This window comes from Rhizobium sp. YTUHZ045 (assembly GCF_051124255.1).
GTDB lineage: Bacteria > Pseudomonadota > Alphaproteobacteria > Rhizobiales > Rhizobiaceae > Rhizobium.
In genome coordinates this window covers 3,869,258-3,895,718 of sequence record NZ_CP101432.1, presented here as the reverse complement: position 1 = coordinate 3,895,718, position 26,461 = coordinate 3,869,258, and the positions used below count along the sequence as shown (strand labels likewise).

Here is a 26,461-nt window from a genome sequence, read left to right as displayed (position 1 = left end):
ATTGACCATCCGTTCGCGTACCAAAAGGAATTCTCCGATGGCTTCTCCCCATGATTTCAATCCGGCGCTCGTAAACTGGGACGCTCTCCACGGTCTGCCACGTTTCGATGCCATCGAGGATGGCGATTTTTCTGCCGCTTTCGACGCAGCGCTCGCCGCGCATGAACAGGAGATCGATGAGATTGCCGGAAATAGCGATGCGCCGACATTCGACAATACGGTGGTGGCGCTTGAGATCGCCGGCGATGCACTGTCGCGCGTTTCGGCGCTGTTCTGGAACAAGGCGGGCGCACATACCAACGAAGTCATCCAGGCGCTCGAGCGGGAGATTTCGCCGAAGATGTCACGGCACTATTCGAAGATCGGGATGAATGCCGCGCTCTTTGCCCGCATCGACACGCTCTGGGAGAATCGTGAGAGCCTCGACCTGACGCTGGAGCAGACGCGGGTGCTGGAGCGGCATTGGAAAGGCTTCGTCAAATCCGGCGCCAAGCTTGAAAAGCCCGAGCAGGAGAAGCTTGCAGCGATCAACGAAAAGCTCGCGGGTCTCGGCACGCAGTTCGGCCAGAACGTGCTGGCCGACGAGAAGGCCTGGGCGCTGATGCTATCCGAGGGTGCAGAGCTCGACGGGCTGCCGGAATTCCTGCGCGACGCGATGGCAGCGGCGGCGCGCGAACGCGGCGAGGAGGGCAAATATGCGGTGACGCTGTCGCGCTCGATCATCGAGCCGTTCCTGACCTTTTCGGAGCGCCGGGATCTGCGCGAACAGGCTTTCAAGGCATGGGTGGCGCGCGGCGCAAACGGCGGGGAGACGGACAATCGCGGCGTCATCAAGGAAACGCTGGCCCTGCGCCACGAGGTGGCGAAGCTGCTCGGCTACGGCAATTTCGCCGAGCTGAAGCTCGACAACACGATGGCCAAAACGGCCGATGCGGTGAACGACCTGCTGAGGGCCGTCTGGGCGCGGGCGGTGAAACGCGCCGGCGAGGAAGAGCTCGACATCGCGGCACTGATCGCCGAGGAGGGGCGGAACCATGAGGTGATGCCGTGGGACTGGCGCCACTACGCCGAAAAGATCCGGGCGCGGAAGTTCGATTTTTCCGAGGCCGAGCTCAAGCCCTACCTGCAGCTCGAAAAGATCATCGACGCCTGCTTCGACGTGGCTGGCCGGCTGTTCGGCATCCGCGCGGTCGAGAAGAAGGGTGTCGCGGCTTATCACCCCGACGTCAGAGTGTTCGAAATCAGGGATCGGGACGACAGGCTGGTCGCCCTTTTCCTCGGCGATTATTTCGCCCGCAGCTCGAAACGCTCAGGCGCCTGGATGAGCTCGCTGCAATCGCAGCACAAGCTGCAACTGAAGAACGGCCGCCGCGGCGAATTGCCGATCATCTACAATGTCTGCAATTTCGCCAAGCCCGCTGAAGGCAAGCCGGCGCTGCTGTCGCTCGACGATGCCCGCACGCTGTTTCATGAATTCGGCCATGCGCTGCACGGCATGCTTTCAAACGTCACCTATCCCTCGGTTTCCGGCACCGGCGTCTCGCGCGATTTCGTGGAGTTGCCCTCGCAGCTTTATGAGCACTGGCTGACTGTTCCCGCCATCCTCAAGGAATACGCCGTGCATTTCGAGACAGGCGAGCCGATGCCACAGGCGCTCCTCGACAAGGTGCTGGCGGCCCGCACCTTCAATGCCGGCTTCAATACCGTCGAATTCACCTCGTCGGCGCTTGTCGATATGGCGTTTCATACGCGCGAAGCGGTTGACGATCCGATGGCGGTACAGGCGGAGGTGCTGGCCGAGATCGGCATGCCGAAGTCGATCGTCATGCGCCATGCCACACCGCACTTCCAGCACATCTTCTCCGGCGGTTATTCGGCCGGCTATTATTCCTACATGTGGTCGGAAGTTCTCGACGCCGATGCCTTCGCCGCCTTCGAGGAGACGGGAGACGCCTTCAACGGCGAGATGGCGCGCAAGCTCAAGGAGAATATCTATTCCACCGGCGGCTCAGTTGATCCCGAGGATGCCTACAAGGCCTTCCGCGGCAAGCTGCCGAGGCCGGATGCTATGCTGGTCAAAAAGGGACTCGCCACCTTCGAGGAATTGACAGGCAGCGACGCTTAAGACAGTTTGATGACAGAGAAGCGAGCGGCATGGCGGCAGCCATGCCGCAGCTTTCGCGCGCGACCCCCTTTCGCAATCGCGAAAAAACCGGTAAGAGCGCGCCAAACGTAAATGGCGCGTCCACTTGGCGTAGCGCCCCAGCCTCAGAGATTATGACATATGGCACTTCGCAACATCGCGATCATCGCGCACGTTGACCATGGCAAGACCACTCTCGTTGACGAGCTTCTGAAACAGTCCGGCTCGTTCCGCGAGAACCAGCGCGTCATGGAACGCGTGATGGATTCCAACGACATCGAAAAAGAGCGCGGCATCACCATTCTTGCCAAGGCGACTTCCATCGAATGGAAGGACACGCGCATCAACATCGTCGACACGCCCGGCCACGCCGACTTCGGTGGTGAAGTCGAGCGTATTCTCTCGATGGTGGACGGCGCGATCGTTCTCGTGGACGCTGCCGAGGGCCCGATGCCGCAGACCAAGTTCGTTGTCGGCAAGGCCCTCAAGGTCGGCCTGCGTCCGATCGTTGCGATCAACAAGATCGACCGTCCCGATGCGCGCGCCGATGAAGTGGTCAACGAGGTTTTCGACCTTTTCGCGGCGCTTGATGCGACCGACGAACAGCTCGACTTCCCGATCCTCTACGGTTCCGGCCGCGCCGGCTGGATGAACTACGATCCGGCAGGCCCGAGCGACGAAGGTCTCGCGCCGCTGCTCGACCTCGTCGTCAAGCACGTGCCCGAGCCGAAGGTCGAAGAAGGTCCGTTCCGGATGATCGGCACCATCCTCGAGGCCAACAACTTCCTCGGTCGCATCATCACCGGCCGTATCGCCTCCGGCTCGATCAAGCCGAACCAGGCCGTCAAGGTTCTCGGTCAGGATGGCAAGCTCATCGAGCAGGGCCGCATTTCCAAGATTCTCGCCTTCCGCGGCATCGAGCGTCAGCCGATCGAGGAAGCGCATGCGGGCGATATCGTCGCCATCGCCGGCCTTTCCAAGGGCACCGTCGCCGACACCTTTTGCGATCCGTCCGTGACGGAAGCCCTGAAGGCACAGCCGATCGATCCGCCGACCGTCACCATGTCGTTCATCGTCAACGACTCACCGCTTGCCGGCACTGAAGGCGACAAGGTGACCTCTCGCGTCATCCGCGACCGCCTGTTCAAGGAAGCCGAAGGCAACGTTGCCCTGAAGATCGAGGAAAGCGCCGACAAGGACTCGTTCTTCGTTTCCGGCCGTGGCGAACTTCAGCTCGCCGTTCTGATTGAAAACATGCGCCGCGAAGGCTTCGAGCTTGCCGTTTCGCGTCCGCGCGTCGTCATGCACAAGGATGAGAGCGGTCAGCTTCTGGAGCCGATCGAAGAAGTCCTGATCGACGTCGATGAAGAACATTCCGGCGTCGTGGTGCAGAAGATGTCGGAGCGCAAGGCCGAAATGGTCGAGCTTCGCCCGTCGGGCGGCAACCGCGTCCGTCTGGTTTTCTACGCGCCGACCCGCGGTCTGATCGGCTATCAGTCGGAACTGCTGACGGATACGCGCGGTACCGCGATCATGAACCGCCTGTTCCACAGCTACCAGCCCTACAAGGGTGAGATCGGCGGCCGCGTCAACGGCGTGCTGCTCGCCAATGAAGCCGGTGAAGCCGTTGCTTACGCCCTGTTCAACCTGGAAGACCGCGGCCCGATGATCATCGACGCCGGCGAAAAGGTCTATATGGGCATGATCATCGGCATTCACACCCGCGACAATGACCTCGAGGTCAACGTCTTGAAGGGCAAGAAGCTGACCAACATCCGCGCCGCCGGCAAGGACGAAGCCGTCAAGCTGACCCCGCCGATCCGCATGACGCTGGAGCGCGCGCTCTCCTGGATCCAGGAAGACGAACTGGTCGAGGTCACGCCGAAGTCCATTCGCCTACGCAAGATGTATCTCGACGCCAACGACCGCAAGCGGTTCGAAAAGACCAAGGCGGCTCTCTAAGAGCTCAGTCGTTACCGCTTTCAAACCCCGGCCTTCGAGCCGGGGTTTTTTATTGTGCGCTGCGCTGATTCCGACTTGTGACAATCGTTAAAAAAGCGTTAAATTTTATCCGTCGTCCACATATCAAGTCTGTGGGCAATCGATCACGATGCGCTCGCCGCATATGGTTAATTGCCTGCGGCAGGACCAGAGTAAACGTTATGAAGACGTTGTCGATCGATGTCCGGCGGGCCGAACCGCACGATGCCCGAGCCATTTCGGAAACGCACAGGCTCGCGTGGCAACATACCTATGCAGGCATCATTCCGCATCGCGCGCTGACGCAGATGATCGAGCGTCGCGGCGAGAACTGGTGGCGCAAGGCCACGCGCGGGCCTGCGACATTGCTGGTCCTTGATGTGGCAGGGACGGTCGCCGGTTATGCGACGCTCGGTCTCAACCGTGCCCGCGCCCTGCCGCAGGAAGGCGAAATCTACGAGCTTTATCTTCGCCCCGAATATCAGGGCATCGGTCTCGGCCACATGCTGTTCGGCGAGGCGCGCCGGCTGTTGAAGTCGCTCGGCTGCAACGGCCTGGTCGTCTGGTGCCTCGAGGAAAACGAGGCCGCCAGCCGCTTCTACCGACACCACGGCGGGACCGATTTCTGCGAAGGTATGGAAAATTTCGACCACAAGCAGTTGAAGAAGATCGGTTTCATCTGGAACTGATCGGCCTGCTCGGGCGTCGCACGCCTCTCTTCCAAAGTTTTTGCGGCATCACGCCGGTGTCATCACGCATCGGTGATCTGCCGTGTTGCGTTGCGAGATGAAACTGATTATCTGGCTTCGAGCAATTCAACCCCGCGGGAGTATCCTATGCGCATCGACGCCATTTCAATCGGTAACAATCCACCTGAAGACGTCAACGTTATCGTCGAGGTTCCTGTTGGCGGTCATCCGATCAAGTATGAAATGGACAAGGAGGCCGGCACGCTGGTCGTCGATCGTTTTCTCTATACGCCGATGACCTATCCGGGCAATTACGGTTTCGTACCGCACACCCTGTCTGAAGACGGCGACCCGATCGACGTGCTGATCGCCAGCACCCGGCCGCTGGTTCCGGGCTGCGTCATCAACGTCCGCCCGATCGGCGTGCTGAAGATGGAAGACAATTCCGGCAAGGACGAGAAGATCATTGCCGTGCCGTCGCCGAAGCTGACGCTGCGCTATGAGAAGGTGAAGGACTTTACCGATCTCCCCGAGATCACGCTGAAGCAGATCGAGCACTTCTTCGAACACTACAAGGATCTGGAGCCCGGCAAGTGGGTGAAGATCTTCGGCTGGGGCGATTCCAAGGAAGCCGGCCAGCTCATCATCGAGGCCGTCGAGCGGGCCAAGAAGGCGAAGGGCTGAACCCTCAGCCTAATAACGCTTCGAGCTTTTTTACCAAATCCTCCGGATCTCCGTCGATCCGGAGGATTTTTTTGCGCGCCGTCTCGCCGGAGACGAGGCTGACGCTGGATTTCGGAATGCGCAGCGACCGGGCGATCAGAAGGATCAGCGCCTTGTTGGCCTTGCCCTTCTCGGGCACCGATGTGACGCGTGCCTTCAGCAGGGTCTCGCCGTCGCTATCCGTTTCGATGCCATCGATCGCGTCACGTCCGCCATTCGGCGTCAGCCGAATGGCGAGGCGCAGATGATCACTGAAAAGGCTCCAGGGACGGCTCAGAGGCCAACGCCGAACATCGGCGCAATGGTGGTTGCTAGAAGCATGCGGATGAAGAAGATGATCAGCAACAGGATGATCGGCGAAATATCGATACCGCCGAGATTGGGCAGGAAGCGGCGGATCGGGCGCAGCACAGGCTCGGTGATGTTGTAGAGGAACATCCCAATCTGACTGACGAACTGGTTGTGGGAATTGATGACATTGAAGGCATAGAGCCACGAGAAGATCGCGCTGCCGACCAGAATGAACGTATAAATTCGCAAAGCTAAATCAATGGTGGCCAGCAGCGCATACATCGTCATCTCCAAATTCGTTGTTGACAGACATGTAGACATTGGCGACTAAACGAGCAAGTGCCGTGTGGAGACGCATGGCAGATCATGTTTAACGGGCCGCTTCGCAGCCATTCCGCGCCCGCTTCCTCGGACAAGGCCCATGTCGTTTTCGCCCACCGGAGACCGTTTTGCCGCGTTCCGGCATCCGTCGTACAAGCGGTTCTTCTTCGCGCGCTTCCTGCTGTCCTTCTCGCAGCAGATCGTCAGTGTCGCCGTCGGCTGGCAGATGTACGATCAGACCGGCAAGGCGATCTATCTCGGTCTGATCGGGCTGGTACAGTTCCTGCCGTCGCTGCTGCTCATCCTGGTCACCGGTTCGGTCGCCGATCGGCACAATCGCCGGGCCATCGCCGCTCTTTGCTCTCTGGTAAGCGCGCTCTGCACGCTGGCGCTGCTGATCATGACGGCGACGGAGACCTTCGCGCCCTGGCCGGTCTTTGCGGTGCTTCTTATTTTCGGGATCGAGCGTGCCTTCATGTCGCCGGCGGTGCAGTCTCTCGCACCCAATCTCGTGCCCGAGCACGCCCTTTCCAATGCGATCGCCTGGAATTCATCGTCCTGGCAGCTCGCGGCGATCACCGGGCCCGTGATCGGCGGCCTGCTCTATGGCGTCAGTGCGACGACCGCCTATACGGTGGCGGTCATCTTTTCCATCCTCGGCGCGGCTCTCCTCTTCATGATCCCCAAGCCGGAACAGAAGACGACGGGCGAGGCCAAGAGCTGGGCGATGATCCTCGGCGGCTTCAGTTTCATCCGTGCCGAAAAGGTGGTGCTCGGCGCGATCTCGCTCGATCTCTTCGCCGTTCTGCTCGGCGGTGCGACTGCACTGATGCCGATCTTCGCCCGCGATATTCTGACGCTTGGCCCTTGGGGACTCGGACTGCTGCGGGCAGCGCCAGGACTCGGCGCCATCGTCATGGCGATCTTCCTCGCAGCCTACCCGCTGAAACACCGCGCCGGTCTCTATATGTTCATCGGCGTTGCCCTGTTCGGTGTCGGCACCATCATCTTCGGCGCCTCGACCAATACCGAAATTTCGATCGCAGCACTGGCGCTGATGGGCGCGGCCGACATGGTATCGGTCTATGTGCGCGAGAGCCTGATCGCGCTCTGGACGCCGGACCAACTCCGCGGCCGGGTCAATGCGGTCAACATGGTCTTTGTCGGCGCTTCCAACGAACTTGGGGAGTTCAGGGCGGGCACGATGGCGTCGGTCTTCGGCGCGGTGCCAGCAGTCATCATCGGCGGGATCGGAACTCTGGCGGTTGCGGCGATCTGGGCTTCCAGTTTCCCGAAGCTGCGCAGGATCGACACGCTCGACGCGCCCGCCTGACCGCTAAGCGGAATTATGCGTGCAGAGTGATAGACGGTGTCGCCTTCGCCGACTTTCCCTCGAAGACGAGATCCAGGAATTCTGTCAGCCAGGCTCTCAGCGGCGCGTCGAACAGCATGCGGCCCTCAAGGTGTTCGCGGCCCTGCTGGGCGTTCGGCAGAATGAAGCGATGCGCACCATGCACGACCCAGCGATGCATCATCACCCGGGTGAGCTCGGCATGGAACTGCAGGCCCCAGGCGTTGCCGTCGTAACGAAAGGCCTGGTTCGGGTAGGCATCGCCTTCGGCGAGCAGGTCGGCGCCGTGTGGCAGCTCGAAGCCTTCGCGGTGAAAATGATAGACCATCTTCGGCCAGTGCATCAGCAGGCGGCCCTTCTCGGTCGGGTGCAGCGGGTACCAGCCGATCTCCGTCGAGCCGTCGGCATTCGGCTGCACCTTGCCGCCGAGTTGACGCACCAGCATCTGGGCACCGAGGCAGATGCCGAGAAAAGGGCGTTTTTCCCGTAGCGGGACCTCGATCCAGTCGATCTCCTTCTTGACGAAGTCGTCCGGATCGTTGGCGCTCATCGGCCCCCCGAAGACGACGGCGCCGGCATGGTCTGCGAGCGTCATCGGAAGCGGATCACCGAGGACCGGGCGACGGATATCGAGGCAGTAGCCTTTTTCGACCAGCAATTGCCCGACACGGCCGGCACTGGATCGCTCCTGATGCAGGACGATAAGGATCGGGCGCCGGTCCCGGTTCGGGTTTTGCTCAGTCGGCATCATCTTGCGCAACCTGGATATCCGTTACCCTGGCGGCCGCCTCCTGCCGCTTCTGGATGCGTTCGCGTGAGGAGACCCCGAGCAGATCGGCGATACGCCAGATGACATGGTCTTCCATCTCGCTGCGCTCGCCATCGGCGTAGACGATATCCCAAAGAATGCCGATCAGCTCCAGCCGTTGCTCGGTATCGAGATGGCGTTTCAGGTCGGCGGTGAAGCGATAATAGTCGACGGCGGAGCTTTCGGCTTCGAGGCCGGCGGCCATCAAAGCATCGAGCTGCTTGCTGTCGAGCGAATACTGCTCCTTCAAGAGCTTGCGCAGCCGCTTCTTTTCACTGGCCTTGATCTGGCCGTCGGCTTCCATGACCTGCATGCAGAGTGCTGCCACTGCGATGCGCGGGTCATCGGGGGCAAAGCCTTTCTTCGGACGATCGGCGGTGAGATTCTGGAAGAATGCCTGAAAGCGTTCGAACATGCGGGTTTCGTTCCGTGTCAGAAAAGGCGAAGCCGTGTCTTGGGTTCCGGCTCCGTCCTGGGATCGCGAACGCCGGGATCATCCGGCAGCCCGCCGAAAAAGGGCTTTGCTTCGTTCGGTGCTGGCGCTTTGCCGCTGGCGGCGGCTTCGACGGGTTTCGGCTTTGCCGGCGCCGGGCGCACAGCCTCGGCGATCGTCGCGGCGCGTTCCAGCTCTATAATGCGGTGATCGTTGACCGGGCTTTCCGGTTTGACGTCACGCAGCGGCGGCAGGGTCTTCAGAGCCGTTTCGATCGAGGCCGGGACCGAGCCGTCTTCGACCGGCCCCTCGATCTGACCGAAGGGCGCCTTCCATTCGAAGGCGTCGAGACGACCGGTGACCGGCGACACCGGCAGCCATTTGTCGGAGACGAAACCATCCGCAACCCAGGCGGGATCGCGCGGGGCTTTCAGCGCCTGGGCGAGCCAGTGGCGCACGCGGCCCTGGTCGCCGGTCTCGGCCTCCTCGATGTCGGCCAGGAGCAGGAAGGCGGCTTCACGCGGCTCAATGCGCGCCGCCGCTTCCGCCTTGGCGCGCGCCTTAGCAAATTCCTGCGCGTCGAGCGCCGCCTTAGCGACGACAAGAAGAGATTCAACATTGTTCGGGCGCATCGCTTCCAGCCGTTCGGCGCGTTTCAGGCGGTCGAGTGTGGAATCGCCGCTGCGGGCTCTGACATAAGTCTGGCCGATCTCGGGATGAGGCGCCGATTTCCATACTTGTTCGAGGATTGAAGCGGCCTTGCGCAGACCGCCTTCGCGGAACAGTGCCTTTGCGGCAATGAGAGCGGCCGGAACGAAATCGGCGGCGAGCTTCAGCGCCTGCAGGGCGTCGTCGCGGGCGCCGGCCGGGTTGCCTTCCAGCTTTTCGGTGGCGCGTGCCGTCAGCAGCACGGCGTGCAGGCGGTTGGCCTCGGGTTTGTCAACGACGCGGGCGGCCTTCTGCTGCTCGAGCAGTCGGATCGCATCGTCCCAGCGGCCGGCTTGGCTGCGATATTCGAGCGTCGCCTGGGCGGCCCAGGGCAGATAGGGGGCGTTGTCGGCGGCCTTTTCGGCATATTGGCGGGCGGCCTCGTTGGCTCCGAGGCGGCGGGCTTCGAGATAGAGGCCGCGCAGGCCAAGTTCGCGCGTTTCCGGGTCGTTGGCCATGGCTTCGAACTTGGCGCGCGCCTCATCATGGCGGCCTTCGATCAGTGCCGCCTGAGCCTCGAGCAGATTGATCAGCGGCTCCTGATCGGCGCGGATGAGGCCACGCGAACGAGCCGCCATCTTGCGGGCGAGCAATGCATTGCCGGCGCCCGCGGCGATCAGGCCGGTCGACAGCGCCTGATAGCCGCGATCGCGCTTGCGGGCGCGGAAATAGCGTGTCACCGAATGCGGCGAAGTCCAGATCAACCGGACGAACCACCACGCGATCATCACGGCGGCGATAAGGGCGATGATCGCGCTGACGGCGACGATCAGTTTCGTCTGGTAGATCTGGCCCTCCCAGATCAGCGAGATGTCCCCGGGACGGTCGGCGAACCAGGAGAAGCCGTAGGCAAGAAGCAGGACGAGCAAGGCGAAGATGACTAGCCTGGTCATGGTCTCACCCTTCCTTGCCGGCGCCGCTGACGGCTTTCGACAGCGCCCCGCCGACCAGTTCCTCGACACGGATACGCGCTTCCAGCGACTGCTTGAAGGCGGCGGACGCCTGCTTGCCGGGGGGCGGCAGATTGTTCCATTCGGCGGAAGCACCGGGCAGATCGCCGTTCTTCACCTTGTCCTCTAGGCGGGCGGCGATCGCTTCGACGCTTTCGCCTTCGATATTGCCGACGGGCCGGACCGACACCAGCGATTTTGCGCTCGCCATCAGCCGATCCGACCAGCTCTGGTTCGGATCCGGCTGATTGACCGATTCGACGATTGCGGTGGCGACGCCGGGAACCTGACGCATCAGCTCGGCGCGTGAGGGAACGCCGCTCTCGGCAAAGCCGCGCAAGTCGGCGACAGCAGGATCATCGGGTGCGACGCCGGCGAACGTATCCAGCTCAGCCAGGAACGGCCCGCCGCGATCGATCGCCGCCTTCAGGGCGGCGGCCGCGATGGCTCGGGCGACGGCAACATCCTCGCGCGGCTCATTGAGCTTCTTTTCGGCCTCGGCGAGGCGCTTGGCGATATCGGCGTCGCTGCTCGTCTGCTGGTCGGAGGACTGGGCAAGCATCGAGCGCAGCTGGTCGACCTGACTGCTGAGCTCTGCAACCTTCTGGTTGAGCGCCTCGACATTTGCAGGATCTGCCGATGGCGCCGCCGCGGTGTTCTTCGCAGCCGTTTCCAGCGCGGCAATCCGCGTCTCGAACGCGCCGTCACCCGTGTTTACGGGATTGGCGGCAAGGTTGGCGACGGTCTGTTTCAAGCCTTCGATCTCACCGGAGAGATCGGCGATCTGGGACGAGGTCTGCGGGGCGGAGGAACCCGGGAGGTAACCGGCATATTGAATGACACCCGCGCCAAGCAGCGCCACGAGACCGCCGAAAATGCCGGCGGCGATAAGACCGGAAGTGCCGGCGCCCCGCGCGGGCTGTTCGGCAGGGGGTGTGAAGAAAGATTCGGCGGCCGCCGACTTCTCCTCCTCCTCCTGCTCCGATTCGGGCCTGCTTTCGGGTTCTGGCTGCGACCCCACTTCGGTTTCGGGCGGCGGGCCGAGATCCGCAGGGTGGCTGTCGGCGTCGCCGGAATGATTGTTCACCGGCTTTTCGGTATCGGCTTCGGAGGCGAAGTCCTGTGCATCGAGGTCGATCGTGACCGGCTCATCGGCGCTCTTCGAATGGCGTGGCGGGTTTCCCGATACCATGAGGTCCTCTTTATCCTGCATTGCAACGAAACTAGACAGTGATGCCAGTTAAGGGAAGAGGTTAGATCAAATTTGGGCGGCTAGAGCCTTCAAAGCAGCGACAAAAGACTTTGCTCATCCGGCATGGACGAAATCGCCACGGTTTTTTTCAGGGACATCGGAATGGCCTGTGCTACCGCTTCGCTCAGGCAGAGAAGGCGGGTTTCGCGGTGTTCCGACAGGGCTGATCGCAGCTCCGCCAGGTGAAAAAAATCTTCCACCGCCTGCCGGGAATAGAAGAGAACGGCGTTAGGGCGGCCGCCGGAAAAGAGAGCTTCGATCTCAATCGGGCTCGGAACAACCGGCGTCATGCGATAGCATTCGGCGACGGAAAAACGGATGCCGCGTTCAAGCATTCCTTGTTCAAAAGTTTCGGCGCGCGGTATCCCGGCAAGATAGAGCAAACCATTCACCCCTTGCGCCGCGACGAGTTCGGCGAGATCGCGTCCGTTGCCAGAGGAAGAGGCGACCGATCGGAAGCCGAGGCTTTCCGCGGCTTGCGCCGTCGCGTCTCCGACCGCGAAAAGCGGGCGGGCCAGATGCGGGTGGAGCTGATCGCCGAGGGCGGAAACGACCCTGACCGCCTCGGCGCTGGTCACCGCGATTGCACCGCTGCTGGCCGTAAGCGCGCTTGCGGCTGCGGCCCTGTCGTGCACCGGCCGACGCAGTGGCAGCAGCAGCGGCTCGTGGCCCATGTCGCGCAGACGTTGTGCTGTTATTGTCGCCGAATGCGCGGGGCGGGTGACGAGCACACGCATGGCCGCTTCAGTGCCAGTCGTCGAAGAAGGCGCTGCCGGCTCTAGCGCGCACATCCTGGCCGGCGCGGGTGCCGAGTGCGGCCGCGTCGCGGCGGTGGCCGTCGGTGGTCACCGCATGCTGGCTGCGGCCGTCGGGCGTGATGATCAGGCCGGAGAATCGAATGAGATCGCCCTCGCAAACGGCATAGCCGCCGATCGGCGTGCGGCAGGAGCCGTCGAGAGCAGCGAGGAAGGCGCGTTCGCAGGAGACGGTGTCGAAGGTCGCGGCATCGTTGACCGCCGCCAAGAGGTCATCGATTTTTGTGTCGCCGACGCGGCTTTCGATGCAGATCGCCCCCTGCGCCGGCGCCGGTGGGAAGCTATCGGGGTCGAGGATATCGGTGATCACCTCGACCTTGCCGAGGCGTTTGAGGCCGGCTAGCGCCAGCAAGGTCGCATCCGCTTGCCCCTCTTCGAGCTTGCGCAGGCGGGTTTCGACGAGGCCGCGGAAGGTGATGACGTTGATGTCGGGCCGCATGCGGCGGATCAGCGCCTGGCGGCGCAGCGACGAGGAGCCAACGGTGGCGCCATGCGGCAGGTCGATCAGTCTGGGTGCGGTCCGACCGACAACGGCGTCGCGGATATCCTCGCGCGGCAGATAGGCAGAGAGGTGGAGGCCCTCCGGCAGGTGCGTCGGCATGTCCTTGGCGGAGTGCACGGCGAAATCCAGCTCGCCCGACACAAGCTTCTGCTCGAGTTCCTCGGTGAAGAGGCCCTTTCCGCCGATCTCGGCCAGCGATCGGTCGGTGATGCGGTCGCCCTTGGTGGTCAGCACGACGATTTCGAACATCTCTTCAGGCAGATTATGTGCCGCCATCAGCCTGTCGCGGGCCTCATGCGCCTGGGCAAGCGCCAGCGGGCTGCCCCGCGTGCCGATCCGGAAAGGTTTTGTTTGCATCCGCTCTGTTCCGTTGTTACCGGAATTCTCGTAAACGGGTTTCCGTTCCATCGCAATCAACGAACAGGCCAATGGTTCCCTTTCTGCGCATCCTCGGCATCGAAACAAGCTGCGACGAGACCGCCGCCGCCGTCGTCGAGCGTGATGCGGAGGGGCATTGCAACGTCCTGTCGGACGTCGTGCTTTCCCAGCTCGACGAGCACAGCGCCTATGGCGGCGTGGTGCCGGAGATCGCCGCGCGCGCCCATGTCGAGGCGTTGGACGAACTGATCGAACAGGCGCTGAAACGCGCCAATGTGTCGCTCGATGATGTCGACGCCATCGCCGCCACGTCAGGCCCGGGTCTGATCGGCGGATTGCTTGTCGGATTGATGACCGGCAAGGCGATCGCCAGGGCCGCCGGCAAACCGCTCTATGCGGTCAACCATCTCGAGGGCCATGCGCTGACGGCGCGGCTGACCGACGGGCTCTCCTTTCCCTATCTGGTGCTGCTCGTTTCCGGCGGCCATACGCAGCTGATCCTGGTGCGTGGCGTCGGACAGTATGAACGTTGGGGCACCACGATCGACGATGCACTCGGCGAAGCTTTCGACAAGACGGCAAAATTGCTCGGCCTGCCCTATCCCGGCGGTCCGGCGGTGGAGCGGATGGCGCGCGACGGCAATGCCGATCGTTTCGATTTTCCGCGCCCGCTCGTCGGCGAGGCGCGGCTCGACTTCTCGTTTTCCGGCCTTAAGACGGCGGTGCGGCAGGCGGCGCAAGAGATCGCGCCGCTCAGCGATCAGGATGTGGCTGATATCTGCGCTTCGTTCCAGAAGGCGATTTCGCGCACGCTGAAGGACCGCATCGGCCGCGGCCTGCAACGATTCAAGACGGAGTTCCCGAGCAGCGGCGAGAAGCCGGCGCTGGTCGTTGCCGGCGGCGTCGCTGCCAATCTCGAGCTGCGCGGCACGCTCCAGGCGCTCTGCGACAAGAACGGCTTCCGCTTCATTGCGCCGCCGCTCAGCCTTTGCACCGACAATGCAGTGATGATCGCCTGGGCGGGGCTCGAGCGCATGGCGACCGGTGTAGCGCCTGATACACTCGACGTGCAGCCGCGTTCGCGCTGGCCGCTCGATGCCAATGCCGAAACGCTGATCGGCTTTGGAAAGAGAGGAGCCAAGGCATGAGTGAAAGGATCGCCGTCATCGGATCGGGCGCATTCGGCACGGCGCTTGCCGCTGTGATCGCCCTTGCCGGCCGCAGCGCCGTGACGCTCGTCGGGCGCGATCCGTCCCTGATCGAGGATCTGAAAGAAGAACGGCTGCATGATGCCGTGCTGCCCGGCATCTCGCTGCCCGAAGCCCTGGAATTTTCCGCCGAGGCGGATGCGATCACCGGGGCGTCCATCGTGCTTTTTGCGATGCCGTCGCAGGCACAGGCCGACGCGGCGCGGCAATATGGTCCCTACCTGTCAAAGGATGCCGTTGTCGTCACCTGCGCCAAGGGCATCGAGCGGACGACCGGCAATCTTTTGACCGATATGCTCGAGCGGGAACTGCCGGACCATCCGGTGGCGGTTCTCTCCGGCCCGGGATTTGCCGCCGATATCGCCAAAGGGCTGCCGACGGCGATGGCAATTGCGGCTAATGACATGGAGACGGCCGAGCGGCTCGCTCAGGCGATCTCCGGACGGACCTTCCGGCTCTATGCCTCCACCGATCGTATCGGCGTGCAGCTCGGCGGCGCGCTCAAAAATGTGCTGGCGATCGCCTGCGGTATCGTCGAGGGCCGCGGCATCGGCGAATCCGCCCGCGCCGCGTTGATTGCGCGCGGTCTCGCGGAAATGTCGCGCTTCGTCGTCGCCAAAGGCGGGCAGGCCGATACGGTGCGCGGACTTTCCGGTCTCGGCGATCTGGTGCTGACGGCAACGAGTCATCAATCGCGAAACCTGCGTTTCGGCATTGCGCTCGGGCGCGGCGAAAAGACCGATCCCACCCACGGCGCCCTGGTGGAGGGTGCGTTTGCCGCTTCCGTCGCCTCCCGGCTTGCCGCGGGGCTTGCGATCAGCATGCCGATCACGGATGCCGTTTCTGCCATCATCGACGGCCGGCTCGACATATCAGACGCCATCGAGCAGTTGATGACGCGTCCAATCACCACCGAATAGGAGAATAGACATGCTTTTCGCCCTGCTCTGCAAGGACAAGCCGGGACATCTGAACGTTCGCATGGAGACGCGGCCGACGCATCTTGCCTATCTCGACAAACTCAATGCCGAAGGCAAGCTCTCCATGGCCGGCCCTTTTCTTGACGACGAAGGCAAGGCCTGCGGCAGTCTGGTGCTTGTCAAGGCGGAGACAGCGCAAGAGGCAAAGGCGCTCGCCGATGCCGACCCTTACGCCATGGCCGGTTTGTTCGAAAGCGTCGATATCAAGCCCTTCAACTGGGTCTTCAACAAGCCGGAGGCGTGAGCATGGCGCATTGGCTCTATAAATCCGAACCTGCCTCCTGGTCCTGGGAGCAGCAGAAGGCCGCCGGTGAAAAAGGCACGGAATGGACCGGCGTGCGCAACTATCTGGCGCGCAACAACATGCGGGCGATGCAGATCGGCGACAAAGGGTTCTTCTACCATTCCAATGACGGGCTGGAGATCGTCGGCATCGTCGAAGTCGCAGCGCTGTCGCATCCCGACTCCAGCGCCAAGGGCGATCCGAAGTGGGATTGCGTCGATATCCGCGCCGTCATGGACATGCCGAAGCCGGTAACGCTGAAGGACATCAAGGCGAATGCGAAACTCGCCAAAATGTCGCTCGTCACCTCCATGCGCCTTTCCGTGCAGCCGGTGACTGATGACGAATGGGCCGAAGTCTGCCGCATGGGCGGCCTCGACAATCCGCCGCGCTGAAGACCATTGAAGACCGACCCGGAAACCTTCATTCGCGCCAATACGAGTCTGCTGCCGCCGCCGCATGTGCCGGAGATTTCGCTCTTTCTGGCGAACGAGGCGCATGAACTCTGGCTGAAAACGGAAGAGGAGCTGGAAGCCATCGGCCTGCCGCCGCCCTTCTGGGCTTTTGCCTGGGCGGGCGGGCAGGGGCTGGCGCGCTACATCCTCGATCATCCGGACATCGTGCGGGGCAAACGCGTGCTGGATTTTGCCAGCGGCTCCGGCCTTGTCGGCATTGCGGCGGCCATGGCCGGCGCCGGGGAGGTGATGGCTGCCGATATCGACCCCTGGGCAAAGACGGCAATCCGGCTGAATTCCGAGGCCAATCATGTTGCGCTCGGATTTACCGGCGCCGATCTGGTCGGTGCGAGTGTCGAGGCGGACATCGTGCTAGCCGGCGATGTCTTTTACGATCGCACATTCGCCGATGCGCTCGTCCCCTGGTTCGCGCGGCTGGCGGCCGAGGGCAGGCCGGTACTGGTCGGCGATCCCGGGCGCAGCTACCTTCCGCGGGACCGGCTGGAATTCTGCGCTGTCTATCAGGTGGCGGTGACGCGGGCGCTAGAGGATAGCGACATCAAGAAGACGACCGTATGGCGCTTCGCGCCCGGCTGATACGGAACTCTAACGCGCGTCGCGATGCGCCATGCGGTTAAGGCCGGATGACGCAGACATTGGCTTCATAGGAGCAGGGATCGTCCTGGATGGCGACGTCGATGACCTTTGCCTTCGGCGCCAGCGTCTCAGGCCGGGCTGCATGATAGTAGCCGTAGCCGTTGCCACCGACATAGGTCCCGCCGTCGGTCTCGTAGACATAGGAAGACCCGGCATAGGTGCCGCTGCCGTATCCGCCGGCTGTCTGGGGCAGGAGGACGACGAGACTGCCGCGGGTGACGCGATTGGCTGTCGGCGGCGAAAACCGTTCCAGCATCGGCATCCGCTTTCTGCCGTATCGATAGCCATAGGTGCTGTCGAAACGAACGCCGCGATCGCGCCAACTCAGCCTTTCGCCGAGATAAAGTCCATCGTGAAAGACACGGCGATGGGGAAAGCGACGATCGTCGCGGTGCTCGCCCGCCATGGCGGGAAGTGCGGCCAGCGCGGCAAGGGTAAGCAAGGTAGCTCTCGACAGACTGCGAAACATCGACGCCGGCCTCCGGAATTGCAATCGTTAACAAATCGTTAACGCCAGATTGCGCCAAAAGCTGCAGCTTGTCCATGCGCGCCTTAGAAGTGGCCGAAATATTGAGCGGAAAAGACCAGTTTCGTTAGTCCGCAAACTTCCCGGTAACCCGAATCGATTAAATTAAAAGCAGACAGCGATTGTGCTTGTCGTATGGCTTTCCGGTGATTAAACGTGCGCAATTGATGCAACGCACACAGAGAATTTTGTCATTCGTGTGGTTGACTGAGCATGCTCCGAAATCCGGGAGCGCAGAGAAGCCGCCGCGAGGTTCTGATGGCGAACGTGACAAATAACCGGCCCCTGTCGCCGCATTTGCAAGTCTATAAACTTATTCCCACCATGGTCATGTCGATCGTCCACCGCATCACCGGTGGCGCGCTCTACGTCGGCACGCTGCTGGTCGCCTGGTGGCTGATCGCAGCGGCAAGCGGCCAGAGCTCTTACGACTGGGCCAATTGGGTGCTCGGCAGCCTTTTCGGCAAGCTCGTGCTGCTCGGCTATACCTGGGCACTGCTGCACCACATGCTCGGCGGTTTCCGCCATCTCATGTGGGACCTCGGCTACGGCTTCGAGAAGGAAGTCTCGACCAAGCTCGCCATCGCCAACGTCATCGGATCGCTCTGTCTGACCGTTCTGGTCTGGGCGATCGGCATTCTCATTCGCTTCTGAAGGTCCTCTCATGGATATGCGCACCCCCCTCGGCAAGGTTCGCGGGCTCGGCTCCGCCAAGGAAGGCACAAGCCACTTCTGGCGTCAGCGGCTGACCGCGGTCTCCAATATTCCGTTGATCCTGTTCTTCGTCATCTTCATGATCACCTATGCCGGCGCGCCCTATGCGGATGTTGTTCGCGCCCTGTCGAACCCCTTTGTCGCCGTCGTCATGGGATTGATGGTGATATCGGGCGTCATCCATATGAAGCTCGGCATGCAGGTCATCATCGAGGATTATGTGCATGGCGAATTCGGAAAGATCGCTCTGCTGATGCTGAACACGTTCTTTGCGATCGTGGTCGCCAGCCTCTGTCTCTTCGCCATTTTGAAAATTGCATTCGTAGGATAAGCTCGACATGGCACCGACTTCACCAGCCCAGAATGGCAAGGCCTACAAATATGTCGACCACTCCTATGACGTGATCGTCGTTGGCGCCGGCGGTGCGGGTTTGCGCGCGACGCTCGGCATGGCCGAGCAGGGATTCCGTACCGCCTGCATCACCAAGGTTTTCCCGACCCGCTCGCACACCGTAGCGGCGCAGGGCGGCATCGCCGCCTCGCTGCGCAACATGACGCCGGATAGCTGGCAGTGGCATCTCTACGACACCGTCAAGGGTTCGGACTGGCTCGGCGACGTCGACGCCATGCAGTATCTGACCATGGAAGCGCCGAAGGCGGTCTATGAGCTCGAGCATTACGGCGTGCCGTTCTCGCGTAACGAGGAGGGCAAGATCTATCAGCGCCCCTTCGGCGGCCACATGCAGAATTACGGCGAGGGCCCGCCGGTGCAGCGTACCTGCGCCGTCGCCGACCGTACCGGCCACGCCATCCTGCATACGCTCTACGGCCAGTCGCTGCGCAACAATGCCGAATTCTTCATCGAATATTTTGCGCTCGACCTGATCATGTCCGAAGACGGCAGCCGCTGCACCGGTGTCGTCGCCTGGTGTCTCGATGACGGCACGATCCATCGCTTCGCCGCCAAGATGGTGGTGCTGGCGACCGGCGGCTACGGCCGTGCCTATTTCTCGGCAACGTCTGCCCATACCTGCACCGGCGACGGCGGCGGCATGGTGGCACGCGCCGGCCTGCCACTGCAGGACATGGAATTCGTGCAGTTCCACCCAACCGGTATCTACGGATCGGGCTGTCTGATCACCGAAGGCGCGCGCGGCGAAGGCGGTTACCTCGTCAACTCCGAGGGCGAACGCTTCATGGAGCGTTATGCGCCTTCGGCCAAGGATCTTGCCTCGCGCGACGTCGTTTCGCGCTGCATGACGCTGGAGATCCGCGAAGGCCGCGGCGTCGGCAAGAACAAGGACCACATCTTCCTGCATCTCGATCATCTCGATCCGGCCGTTCTGCATGAGCGCCTGCCGGGCATTTCCGAGAGCGCCAAGATCTTCGCCGGCGTCGACGTCACACGCGAGCCGATCCCGGTTCTGCCGACCGTTCATTACAATATGGGCGGCATCCCCACCAACTATTGGGGCGAAGTGCTGAACGCCGATGGCGCCAATCCGGAGCGGATCATTCCCGGCCTGATGGCTGTGGGCGAAGCAGGCTGCGCTTCGGTGCACGGCGCCAATCGCCTCGGTTCCAACTCGCTGATCGACCTCGTGGTCTTCGGCCGCGCCGCCGCAATCCGCGCCGGCGAGGTCATCGACCGGGCGGCGCCGATCCCGCATCTCAACGTAGCCGCCTGCGACAAGATCATGGACCGCTTCGACGGCCTGCGCCACGCCAGCGGCGGCACGCCGACGGCTGTGCTGCGCGAGAAGATGCAGCGCGCCATGCAGGAAGACGCGGCGGTGTTCCGCACCCAGGAATCGCTGGAATCCGGTTGCCGGCGTATTTCGGCGATCTGGGGCGAAATGAAGGACATCAAGGTCACCGACCGGTCGATGGTCTGGAACTCCGATCTCGTGGAAACACTCGAGCTGCAGAACCTGATGGCCAACGCCATCACGACGATCTACGGCGCCGAGGCCCGCAAGGAGAGCCGCGGTTCGCACGCACGTGAGGATTACACCGAGGGCGCATTCGCCGGCCGCGACGACGTCAACTGGCGCAAGCATACGCTCGCCTGGGTGAACGAGGCAGGCGAGGTGAAACTCGACTATAGGCCTGTTCACACCGAGCTGATCGCCGAAGGCATCGATCCGCACAAGATCGAGCCGAAGGCGCGCGTCTACTGATCTCAAGAGGAACCTCGCATGGTTGAACTCGCTCTCCCCAAGAACTCCCAGATGCGCGAAGGCAAGGTCTGGCCGAAGCCGGCCGGTGCAACAAACACGCGCGAATTCCGCGTCTATCGCTGGAGCCCGGATGATGGTCAGAACCCGTCGATCGACACTTTCTACATCGATGTCGACGATTGCGGCCCGATGGTTCTCGACGGCCTGCTCTACATCAAGAACAAGATCGATCCGACGCTGACGCTGCGCCGTTCCTGTCGCGAGGGCATCTGCGGCTCCTGCGCGATGAACATCGACGGTACCAACACGCTTGCCTGCACCAAGGGCCTCGACGATATTACGGGCGCGGTGAAGATCTATCCGCTGCCGCATCTGCCCGTCGTCAAGGATCTGGTGCCCGATCTCAGCAACTTCTACGCCCAGCATCGCTCGATCGAGCCGTGGCTGAAGACGGTGTCGCCGACGCCGGCCAAGGAATGGAAGCAGAGCCATGAGGACCGGCAGAAGCTCGACGGTCTTTATGAATGCATCCTCTGCGCCTGTTGCTCGACCTCCTGTCCGAGCTACTGGTGGAATGGAGACCGTTATCTAGGTCCGGCCGTTCTGCTGCAGGCCTATCGCTGGCTGATCGACTCCAGAGACGAGGCGACCGGCGAGCGTCTCGATAACCTCGAGGATCCGTTCCGTCTTTACCGCTGCCACACGATCATGAACTGTGCGCAGACCTGCCCGAAGGGCCTCAATCCAGCCAAGGCAATCGCCGAAATCAAGAAGATGATGGTCGAGCGCCGGGTCTGATCACTGCGGGAGTCGGGCGGAGATACGCGCGTGCAACACCTTCCTGACAAAATTCATGTGCAGGAAGTTTTGCAGCGGTGCGGTTGAACTGTATCGTTTTTCGGTTAGGTGTTGTCACGGGCAATTTCTGCAACCCGACTTGATTAACCAAAGCGAATTACGATAATCGAACTTGTCTCACGCCCGTTCTTTGCGGCGATAGCCGAATTCAGGAGTATGATGATGCAGTTGCGATATGCGATGACAGGTCTGGTGGTGGCTCTCGCGCTAGCCGGTTGTCAGCGTACGGCATATGATTATAGCTCCAACTCGAACGCCGGACCGGCGCCGTTGACGGCGCAGCCTGTGCCCTCTGTGCAGGGCGGCCAGCTTCCGCCGCCGACCGGCAGCTCGCAGTTTCCGGCCGCGCCGACGGCGACGGCACCGATGCCTGGGACGCAGTCAGGCGCCATGGCAGCGAATGCGCTCGACGTCACCAAGGAATCGATGGTCGGAAGCTGGCGCGTCAACGGCAGCTGCGACATGTTCCTGACGCTCACCAATCTCGGCAGCGGGTCGCGTGGCGGCACGCGCGGCTGCGTCGGCGAGCTGACGGCGATGGGCTCCTGGGAGGTCGCCGGCAAGCAGGTGCTGCTCAAGGATCGTTCGGGCAACCAGATCGGCAGCGTCTACAAGACGGCCGACAATCGCTTCCAGGGCCAGACGAATACAGGTCAGCAGATCAGCCTCAGCCGGTAAACCAACCGCGCGGTAAACGATCCGGCGGTGCGCCGCTGATGACCGACAGGCGGACGTGCCCTCATGCAGCCAATGCCAGATTATACGCTCAGCGTTTGCGAACAGCTTAAATCGCTGACGCTTGCCGGTACGTTGCAGGTCGATTCCGCCCAAATCGAGGTGGCCAAAAGCCTGGATCGGGTGCTTGCCGGGCTGAAGCAGTTGCGGCCGGCGGCCAAAGCGAGCGCGCTCGGTTGGCTGTTTGCCAAGAAGAAAAAAGCCGCCGACGGCATTAGGGGGCTCTATATTCACGGCAGCGTCGGACGCGGCAAGACCATGCTGATGGACATGTTCTTTGCCATGGCGCCGTGCAGGAAGAAGCGCCGGGCGCATTTCCATGAATTCATGGCGGATGTGCACAACCGTATCGCGGCACACCGGCTGAAGCTCAAGAACGGCGAGACGAAGCAGGCCGATCCGATGCCGCCGGTCGCCGCAGCCCTCTACGATGAAGCGGAACTGCTCTGCTTCGATGAATTCACCGTCACCGACATTGCCGACGCGATGATCCTGTCGCGGTTGTTTTCCGAACTCTTCGCGCGGGGATGCGTGCTGGTGGCGACCTCGAATGTCGAACCGGACAATCTCTACAAGGATGGGCTCAATCGCGGCCTGTTCCTGCCCTTCCTCGCTCTGCTCAAGCAGCGTGTCGATGTCGTCACACTGGATTCGCCGACCGACTACCGGATGGAGAAGCTGAATAGCCTGCCGGTCTATCTCGTGCCGCTCAGCGAACATAATGACATGGCGATGGAAGCGTCCTGGACGCAGGCGCTGCATGGGCGCAAGGCGCAGCCGCTCGATATACCGATGAAGGGGCGCTCCATCCACGTGCCGCTTGCCGCCGACCGCATGGCGCGCTTCTCTTTCGCCGATCTCTGCGACAAGCCGCTCGGGGCCGCAGACTTCCTGGCCATCGCCGAACGCTTCGATATGGTCTTCCTCGATCACGTTCCCTTGCTCGGGCCGGAGAAGCGGAACCAGATCAAGCGTTTCATCATTCTGGTCGATACGCTCTACGATCATGCCGTGCGGCTTTACATATCGGCAGCGGCGATGCCGGAGGACTTGCTCGTCAACCGTCGTGGCACCGAGAGCTTTGAATTCGATCGCACGGCATCGCGCCTGTTCGAGATGCGGAGCGCGGAATACCTTGCACTGCACCATGATAAACGCGCCGCTGAATAACAGCATTGCGACAAAATATCTTACGTTTACGTAAGAATTTTGGCATCTAAACGATTGAAAACGCTGCATCAAAATTAATGGATTGCCATTTTTAGCCTTTGGGTCTATGCGATTGCGTCATTGAGCGGCCTTGCAGCGTCGTTCGACGGATTTGATCGCAAAGGAAACAGCGAAATGGCGCGTAACAAGATCGCACTCATTGGTTCTGGCATGATTGGTGGTACACTGGCGCATCTCGCCGGCCTGAAGGAACTGGGCGACATCGTCCTCTTCGACATCGCCGACGGCATCCCCCAGGGCAAGGGCCTCGACATCGCACAGTCCTCGCCGGTCGAAGGCTTCGACGCCAATCTGACCGGCGCCAGCGACTACTCGGCGATCGAAGGCGCCGACGTCTGCATCGTCACCGCTGGCGTCCCGCGCAAGCCGGGCATGAGCCGCGACGACCTGCTCGGCATCAACCTCAAGGTCATGGAGCAGGTCGGCGCCGGCATCAAGAAGTATGCCCCGAACGCCTTCGTGATCTGCATCACCAACCCGCTCGATGCCATGGTCTGGGCGCTGCAGAAGTTTTCCGGACTTCCGGCAAACAAGGTCGTCGGCATGGCAGGCGTTCTCGATTCCTCGCGCTTCCGCCTCTTCCTCGCCAAGGAATTCAACGTCTCCGTTCAGGACGTGACGGCCTTCGTTCTCGGCGGCCACGGCGACACGATGGTGCCGCTCGCCCGCTACTCGACGGTCGGCGGCATTCCGCTCACCGACCTCGTCACCATGGGCTGGGTCACCAAGGAGCGCCTCGAAGAGATCATCCAGCGCACCCGTGACGGCGGCGCCGAGATCGTTGGCCTGCTGAAGACCGGTTCGGCCTATTATGCGCCGGCTGCCTCGGCGATCGAAATGGCCGAATCCTACCTCAAGGACAAGAAGCGCGTTCTGCCTTGCGCGGCCCATCTGACCGGCCAGTACGGCGTCAAGGACATGTATGTCGGCGTTCCCACCGTCATCGGCGCCGGCGGCGTCGAGCGCGTCATCGAGATCGACCTCAACAAGACTGAGAAGGAAGCCTTCGACAAGTCGGTGGCCGCTGTCGCCGGTCTGTGCGAAGCCTGCATCAACATCGCGCCTGCCCTGAAGTAATCGGCGCTGAAGTAATCGAAACAGGGATAGACCCATGAACATTCATGAATATCAGGCCAAGGCTCTGCTGAAGGGCTATGGCGCGCCGGTTGCCGAGGGTGTGGCAATTCTCAAGGTTGAAGAAGCCGAGGCGGCCGCCAAGTCGCTTCCCGGCCCGCTTTACGTGGTCAAGAGCCAGATCCATGCAGGCGGCCGCGGCAAGGGCAAGTTCAAGGAACTGTCGCCGGAAGCCAAGGGCGGCGTACGTCTCGCCAAGTCGATCGAAGACGTCGTTGCCAACGTCAAGGAGATGCTCGGCAACACGTTGGTGACTGCGCAGACCGGCGAAGCCGGCAAGCAGGTCAACCGTCTCTACATCGAAGACGGCGCCGACATCGAACGCGAACTCTACTGCTCGCTGCTGGTCGACCGCTCGGTCGGCAAGGTCGCCTTCGTCGTCTCCACCGAAGGCGGCATGGACATCGAGGCCGTCGCGCACGATACGCCCGAAAAGATCCAGACGATCGCCATCGATCCGGAAGCCGGCGTGACGACTGCCGACGTCGCCAAGATATCCGCCGCTCTCAAGCTCGAAGGTGCTGCCGCAGAAGACGCCAAGTCGCTCTTCCCGCTGCTCTACAAGGCCTTCAACGAGAAGGACATGTCGCTTCTCGAAATCAATCCGCTGATCGTCATGAAGAATGGCCATCTGCGCGTTCTTGACGCCAAGATGTCCTTCGACGGCAATGCGCTCTTCCGTCACGACGACGTCCGGGCGCTGCGCGACGAGACCGAAGAAGACGCCAAGGAAATCGAGGCTTCCAAGTGGGACCTCGCTTACGTCGCGCTCGACGGCAATATCGGCTGCATGGTCAACGGCGCGGGCCTCGCCATGGCAACGATGGATATCATCAAGCTGTACGGCAAGGAGCCGGCCAACTTCTGCGACGTCGGTGGCGGCGCCGGCAAGGAGAAAGTCGCTGCGGCCTTCAAGATCATCACCGCAGACCCGAAGGTCGAGGGCATTCTCGTCAACATCTTCGGCGGTATCATGAAGTGCGACGTCATCGCTGAAGGCGTCATTGCCGCGGTCAAGGAAGTCGGTCTCAAGGTTCCCCTCGTCGTGCGCCTTGAAGGCACCAATGTCGAGCTCGGCAAGAAGATCCTGAACGAGTCGGGTCTCGCGATCACGGCGGCTGACGACTTGGACGATGCGGCCAAGAAGATCGTCGCGGCGATCAACGGCTAATTTTGAGGGATCGGAAAGAATGTCTATTCTCGTCAATAAAGACACCAAGGTCCTCGTTCAGGGTCTGACCGGCAAGACCGGCACGTTCCACACCGAACAGGCGCTCGCTTATTACGGCACCCAGATGGTCGGCGGCATCCACCCGAAGAAGGGTGGTGAAACCTGGACCGGCGCAAAGGGCGAAAGCCTGCCGATCTTCGCGACCGTTGCCGAGGGCAAGGAAAAGACCGGCGCCGATGCGACCGTCATCTATGTTCCGCCGGCGGGCGCTGCCGATGCGATCATCGAAGCGATCGACGCCGAGATACCGTTCATCACCTGCATCACCGAAGGCATTCCGGTCATGGACATGGTGCGCGTGAAGGCTCGCCTCGACCGCTCCAAGTCGCGCCTGCTTGGGCCGAACTGCCCGGGCATCCTGACGCCGGAAGAATGCAAGATCGGCATCATGCCGGGCTCGATCTTCCGCAAGGGTTCGGTCGGGATCGTGTCCCGCTCGGGCACGCTGACCTATGAAGCCGTCTTCCAGACCTCCAACGAAGGTCTCGGCCAGACGACGGCCGTCGGCATCGGCGGCGACCCAGTCAAGGGCACCGAGTTCATCGATGTGCTCGAGATGTTCCTCGCCGACGAAGCCACGACTTCGATCATCATGATCGGCGAAATCGGCGGCTCCGCCGAAGAAGACGCAGCCCAGTTCCTGAAGGACGAGGCTAAGAAGGGCCGCAAGAAGCCGATGGCCGGCTTCATCGCAGGCCGTACGGCACCGAAGGGCCGCACCATGGGCCATGCCGGCGCCGTGGTATCCGGCGGCAAGGGCGACGCTGAATCGAAGATCGCGGCGATGGAATCGGCTGGCATCAAGGTGTCTCCGTCTCCGGCCCGCCTCGGCAAGACGCTGGTGGAAGTCCTGAAGGGCTGAAGCCGCCTATAGACCGGGCGGAGGAACGGCATCTGCGCCTTCGCCCGGCTTGCATACGAGAGCA

General features: G+C 62.0%; 28 protein-coding genes. 19 read left to right on the top strand and 9 right to left on the bottom strand.

The annotated features are described in order from the left end of the window. The first annotated feature begins 37 nt into the window (after positions 1 to 37). From NMA58_RS19165 to ppa, 4 genes are all read left to right on the top strand, one after another. On the top strand, positions 38 to 2,125 hold the full coding sequence (locus NMA58_RS19165; protein WP_434711610.1) for a M3 family metallopeptidase: 2,088 nt from the start codon (positions 38 to 40) through the stop codon (positions 2,123 to 2,125). A 159-nt stretch (positions 2,126 to 2,284) separates the two neighbouring features. Further along, entirely contained in the window at positions 2,285 to 4,105 is a 1,821-nt protein-coding gene (gene typA, locus NMA58_RS19160) for a translational GTPase TypA (protein ID WP_085779724.1), read from the top strand. 200 nt (positions 4,106 to 4,305) lie between these two features. Further along, positions 4,306 to 4,812 (top strand): GNAT family N-acetyltransferase, encoded by a 507-nt coding sequence (locus NMA58_RS19155; protein ID WP_011427107.1) that lies wholly within the window; start codon positions 4,306 to 4,308, stop codon positions 4,810 to 4,812. 147 nt (positions 4,813 to 4,959) lie between these two features. After that, the gene (ppa, locus tag NMA58_RS19150; protein WP_064805467.1) at positions 4,960 to 5,496 is read left to right on the top strand and encodes an inorganic diphosphatase; all 537 of its coding nucleotides are present in this window, start codon (positions 4,960 to 4,962) and stop codon (positions 5,494 to 5,496) included. 4 nt (positions 5,497 to 5,500) lie between these two features. Here ppa and NMA58_RS19145 read toward each other — a convergent pair whose 3' ends face one another. Further along, entirely contained in the window at positions 5,501 to 5,812 is a 312-nt protein-coding gene (locus NMA58_RS19145) for a DUF167 domain-containing protein (protein WP_434713454.1), read from the bottom strand. Continuing rightward, a complete protein-coding gene (locus NMA58_RS19140; protein ID WP_430959624.1) occupies positions 5,809 to 6,108 on the bottom strand; it encodes a YggT family protein in 300 nt (99 codons plus the stop codon). The genes NMA58_RS19145 and NMA58_RS19140 overlap by 4 nt, the downstream gene beginning before the upstream one ends. A 139-nt stretch (positions 6,109 to 6,247) precedes the next feature. Between NMA58_RS19140 and NMA58_RS19135 the strand changes: the two genes are divergently transcribed. Beyond that, positions 6,248 to 7,480 carry an MFS transporter gene (locus NMA58_RS19135; protein WP_434711609.1) on the top strand — a complete coding sequence of 411 codons (1,233 nt, stop codon included), beginning with the start codon at positions 6,248 to 6,250 and terminating at the stop codon, positions 7,478 to 7,480. A 13-nt stretch (positions 7,481 to 7,493) separates the two neighbouring features. Here NMA58_RS19135 and NMA58_RS19130 read toward each other — a convergent pair whose 3' ends face one another. From NMA58_RS19130 to hemC, 6 genes are all read right to left on the bottom strand, one after another. After that, on the bottom strand, positions 7,494 to 8,249 hold the full coding sequence (locus tag NMA58_RS19130) for a glutamine amidotransferase (protein WP_434711608.1): 756 nt from the start codon (positions 8,247 to 8,249) through the stop codon (positions 7,494 to 7,496). Further along, positions 8,236 to 8,721, bottom strand: coding sequence for a TerB family tellurite resistance protein (locus NMA58_RS19125; protein ID WP_085779719.1), 486 nt, complete (start codon positions 8,719 to 8,721; stop codon positions 8,236 to 8,238). Before NMA58_RS19125 ends, NMA58_RS19130 begins: the two co-directional genes overlap by 14 nt. Before the next feature lie 17 nt (positions 8,722 to 8,738). Further along, positions 8,739 to 10,340, bottom strand: coding sequence for a heme biosynthesis protein HemY (locus NMA58_RS19120; RefSeq protein WP_434711607.1), 1,602 nt, complete (start codon positions 10,338 to 10,340; stop codon positions 8,739 to 8,741). 4 nt (positions 10,341 to 10,344) lie between these two features. After that, on the bottom strand, positions 10,345 to 11,610 hold the full coding sequence (locus tag NMA58_RS19115) for a COG4223 family protein (protein ID WP_434711606.1): 1,266 nt from the start codon (positions 11,608 to 11,610) through the stop codon (positions 10,345 to 10,347). A 68-nt stretch (positions 11,611 to 11,678) separates the two neighbouring features. Further along, entirely contained in the window at positions 11,679 to 12,386 is a 708-nt protein-coding gene (locus NMA58_RS19110; protein WP_434711605.1) for a uroporphyrinogen-III synthase, read from the bottom strand. A gap of 7 nt (positions 12,387 to 12,393) precedes the next feature. Then, positions 12,394 to 13,323, bottom strand: coding sequence for a hydroxymethylbilane synthase (gene hemC / locus NMA58_RS19105; protein ID WP_434711604.1), 930 nt, complete (start codon positions 13,321 to 13,323; stop codon positions 12,394 to 12,396). Positions 13,324 to 13,394: 71 nt separating this feature from the next. Between hemC and tsaD the strand changes: the two genes are divergently transcribed. The 5 genes from tsaD to NMA58_RS19080 are packed head-to-tail and all read left to right on the top strand — an operon-like array spanning position 13,395 to position 16,867. Then, entirely contained in the window at positions 13,395 to 14,492 is a 1,098-nt protein-coding gene (gene tsaD, locus NMA58_RS19100) for a tRNA (adenosine(37)-N6)-threonylcarbamoyltransferase complex transferase subunit TsaD (RefSeq protein WP_221113722.1), read from the top strand. After that, positions 14,489 to 15,472: an NAD(P)H-dependent glycerol-3-phosphate dehydrogenase gene (locus tag NMA58_RS19095; RefSeq protein WP_434711603.1), complete on the top strand. Its 984-nt coding sequence runs from the start codon at positions 14,489 to 14,491 to the stop codon at positions 15,470 to 15,472. The genes tsaD and NMA58_RS19095 overlap by 4 nt, the downstream gene beginning before the upstream one ends. 10 nt (positions 15,473 to 15,482) lie before the next feature. Then, positions 15,483 to 15,776 carry a YciI-like protein gene (locus NMA58_RS19090; protein WP_085779712.1) on the top strand — a complete coding sequence of 98 codons (294 nt, stop codon included), beginning with the start codon at positions 15,483 to 15,485 and terminating at the stop codon, positions 15,774 to 15,776. Between the two features lie 2 nt (positions 15,777 to 15,778). Continuing rightward, positions 15,779 to 16,210, top strand: a complete 432-nt coding sequence (locus NMA58_RS19085) for an EVE domain-containing protein (RefSeq protein ID WP_285195355.1) — start codon at positions 15,779 to 15,781, stop codon at positions 16,208 to 16,210. A gap of 6 nt (positions 16,211 to 16,216) precedes the next feature. After that, positions 16,217 to 16,867 carry a class I SAM-dependent methyltransferase gene (locus tag NMA58_RS19080; protein WP_434711602.1) on the top strand — a complete coding sequence of 217 codons (651 nt, stop codon included), beginning with the start codon at positions 16,217 to 16,219 and terminating at the stop codon, positions 16,865 to 16,867. A 37-nt stretch (positions 16,868 to 16,904) separates the two neighbouring features. Here the strand turns inward: NMA58_RS19080 and NMA58_RS19075 are convergent, their stop codons facing one another. After that, complete coding sequence (locus NMA58_RS19075) at positions 16,905 to 17,396, bottom strand: hypothetical protein (RefSeq protein WP_434711601.1); 492 nt, start codon at positions 17,394 to 17,396, stop codon at positions 16,905 to 16,907. A 315-nt stretch (positions 17,397 to 17,711) separates the two neighbouring features. Here NMA58_RS19075 and sdhC point away from each other — a divergent pair, with 315 nt between their 5' ends. The 9 genes from sdhC to sucD all read left to right on the top strand — a co-directional run bounded on the left by sdhC (position 17,712) and on the right by sucD (position 26,397). After that, a complete protein-coding gene (sdhC, locus tag NMA58_RS19070; RefSeq protein WP_434711600.1) occupies positions 17,712 to 18,107 on the top strand; it encodes a succinate dehydrogenase, cytochrome b556 subunit in 396 nt (131 codons plus the stop codon). Positions 18,108 to 18,117: 10 nt separating this feature from the next. After that, the gene (gene sdhD, locus NMA58_RS19065) at positions 18,118 to 18,498 is read left to right on the top strand and encodes a succinate dehydrogenase, hydrophobic membrane anchor protein (protein WP_085779708.1); all 381 of its coding nucleotides are present in this window, start codon (positions 18,118 to 18,120) and stop codon (positions 18,496 to 18,498) included. A gap of 7 nt (positions 18,499 to 18,505) precedes the next feature. Further along, entirely contained in the window at positions 18,506 to 20,347 is a 1,842-nt protein-coding gene (sdhA, locus tag NMA58_RS19060; protein ID WP_434711599.1) for a succinate dehydrogenase flavoprotein subunit, read from the top strand. 18 nt (positions 20,348 to 20,365) lie between these two features. Then, the gene (locus tag NMA58_RS19055; RefSeq protein ID WP_011427088.1) at positions 20,366 to 21,145 is read left to right on the top strand and encodes a succinate dehydrogenase iron-sulfur subunit; all 780 of its coding nucleotides are present in this window, start codon (positions 20,366 to 20,368) and stop codon (positions 21,143 to 21,145) included. A 222-nt stretch (positions 21,146 to 21,367) separates the two neighbouring features. Further along, a complete protein-coding gene (locus tag NMA58_RS19050; protein WP_434711598.1) occupies positions 21,368 to 21,883 on the top strand; it encodes an AprI/Inh family metalloprotease inhibitor in 516 nt (171 codons plus the stop codon). Between the two features lie 63 nt (positions 21,884 to 21,946). Then, positions 21,947 to 23,110, top strand: coding sequence for a cell division protein ZapE (gene zapE, locus NMA58_RS19045; protein WP_434711597.1), 1,164 nt, complete (start codon positions 21,947 to 21,949; stop codon positions 23,108 to 23,110). A 174-nt stretch (positions 23,111 to 23,284) separates the two neighbouring features. Then, complete coding sequence (gene mdh, locus NMA58_RS19040) at positions 23,285 to 24,247, top strand: malate dehydrogenase (RefSeq protein WP_004679265.1); 963 nt, start codon at positions 23,285 to 23,287, stop codon at positions 24,245 to 24,247. Between the two features lie 34 nt (positions 24,248 to 24,281). Next, entirely contained in the window at positions 24,282 to 25,475 is a 1,194-nt protein-coding gene (sucC, locus tag NMA58_RS19035; RefSeq protein WP_085779704.1) for an ADP-forming succinate--CoA ligase subunit beta, read from the top strand. A gap of 19 nt (positions 25,476 to 25,494) precedes the next feature. Then, a complete protein-coding gene (gene sucD / locus NMA58_RS19030) occupies positions 25,495 to 26,397 on the top strand; it encodes a succinate--CoA ligase subunit alpha (RefSeq protein WP_008528022.1) in 903 nt (300 codons plus the stop codon). Positions 26,398 to 26,461: the final 64 nt, after the last annotated feature.